The sequence below is a fragment of the Dietzia sp. NPDC055343 genome, from assembly GCF_053645265.1.
In genome coordinates this window covers 1-1835 of record NZ_JBSHMJ010000132.1, presented here as the reverse complement: position 1 = coordinate 1835, position 1835 = coordinate 1, and the positions used below count along the sequence as shown (strand labels likewise).

The following is a 1835-nucleotide window of genomic DNA, read 5'->3' as shown; positions in this document are numbered from 1 at the left end:
CGGCCAGGCCGCCCTGGTCCATCGCCTCCTCCACGAGCTCGAACGCCACCGCGGAGATCAGCACGCCCGAGCCGAAGGCCATCACCACGGCGACCACGCGCGCGGGCACTGCCACGAGCCAGGCGATCGCGCTCCCGAGGAGGAGTGCGCCGCCGGCGAGAAGTCCGGCACCGCCGGCCGCCAGCCATTCGGGCATCGTCGGGCTCCTTCCGGCAAACGGGGTCGTCCGCTGGTCGAGCGTAGGCCCGCGCGACCGAATCCCCGTGACGATTGGTCGGAGATCCGGGTTTCCGCAGCGCGTGTGCTGGGCGAACGTGAGTCGGTGAGACCACTCGGCGAGCTGCTTTCGGAGGGACTCTCAGGCCGTGATGACGTCGAGGAGGTCGCGGTCTACGCCAGCACCTTCCGGAGGAACTCCACCGTCAGTTCGCGCGCTCTCCGGCTCTCCGGTGCCAGCCCGTCGAGCACGGGGAAGGCGTGGACGGCCGTGTGCCAGCGGTGCGTCTCGACCGTGCGCCCGGCAGCGTGGAGGCGTTCAGTCAACGCGAGCGCACCCCCCTCGACGAGCTCGCCTGCAGCCAGTGTGATGAACGTGGGCGGAAAGGCCTCCGGGTCCACGTCGAGCATGGACCGCGCGCCCCGGATGTCGGCCGGCCCGCGCGACCACAGGGCCTGGGCGCGCTGCACGGTCCTCGCCGGCTGGTAGGCATCGCGGGTGAACCACGAGCCGTCGCGGACCTCGCGATCGAGATCGAACAACGGCGAGTACCCCGCCATCGCGGCAGGCGCCCGCACGCCGTCGAGCGCTGCCAGTTCGCAGATCTTGGCGGCGAGGAACCCACCGGCCGAATCCCCGGCCACCACGATCCGATGATCGTCGGGCAGTTGCTCGGCGAGGCAGCGGTAGGCGGCGTAGACCTCGTCGATCAGCGAAGCCAGGTCCACCTCGGGAAGCTTGCGGTACCGCACCGCGTGGACCGGGGCGTCGAGGTGGACGGCGAGACTCGAGCACAGCCGGGCGTGCGTGCCCGGACCGCAGAACACGAACGCCCCGCCGTGGAGGTAGAGCACCGACACGTCGGAGCCGGCAGCACCCGACCGCGGTGTCGTGGTGACCACCGGGACACCGCCGAGCGAACCCGACTCCACTGCGACACCCGGAGCCTGGGGCAGCCGGGCGAAACCCCGCTCGACGGCGCCCAGGCCACGGATGCCGGACTCGGTCAACGGCCACGCCCGGTACACGTGCCGCAGCGTCGCGCGGGAGCCCCAGTAGAGGAACCGCGCCGTCGGGCTGGGGGAGCGGTGGGTGGTGACGGCGTCGCGGGTCGTCAAGGTCATCGCCGGGCGGGCCCGTTCGTGCGCAGCAGCTTCTTCTGCACCCGCCGGCCCTGCGCGGCGAGCAGCGGCAGCGCCGATGAGCCGAGTCGCGGGAACGCCGCGCCCAGCCGGGCGATCGCCCCGCGCCAATGCGGGATCGCCGTGACGGGCCGCGGCTTGTCGAGCACCTTGCCGACCGCCTTCACCACGTCCTCGGGCTGGAGCAGCACACCGGAGAAAGACAGTGCCGCCTGCGGATCCTCGAGCTTGTCGTAGAGCATCGGCGTCCAGATGCCGTCCGGGCACACGCACGAGATGTCGATGTTCTTCACCCCGGCCAGCCGCAGATCGGCCACGGTACTGCTGGAGAATCCCATCACCGCGTGCTTGGACGCCGCGTACACGGCCTCACCGGGAACAGCCGAGATGCCGGCGAGCGATGCGATGTTGATGATGTGGCCACCGGGGCCCGGGCCGGCGCCGCCCCGCATCGCGTCGATCGCCGCGACCGCGGC

2 protein-coding genes and 1 pseudogene are annotated in these 1835 nt (G+C 71.8%); all 3 read right to left on the bottom strand.

All coding sequences use genetic code 11. From position 1 onward, the window contains the following. Window positions 1–196 (bottom strand): annotated as a pseudogene (locus tag ACWIE7_RS19090) (ZIP family zinc transporter); the annotation flags it as partial. 194 nt (window positions 197–390) lie between these two features. Continuing rightward, complete coding sequence (locus ACWIE7_RS19085; RefSeq protein ID WP_454070318.1) at window positions 391–1341, bottom strand: alpha/beta hydrolase; 951 nt, start codon at window positions 1339–1341, stop codon at window positions 391–393. Continuing rightward, a partial coding sequence (locus tag ACWIE7_RS19080) for an SDR family NAD(P)-dependent oxidoreductase (RefSeq protein ID WP_454070317.1) occupies window positions 1338–1835 on the bottom strand: 498 nt, incomplete at its 5' end. The genes ACWIE7_RS19080 and ACWIE7_RS19085, both read right to left, overlap by 4 nt.

Excerpts from the sequence above, each read along its gene's own strand:
- ACWIE7_RS19085 (WP_454070318.1), bottom strand. The coding sequence starts at position 1,341 with ATGACCTTGACGACCCGCGACGCCGTCACCACCCACCGCTCCCCCAGC.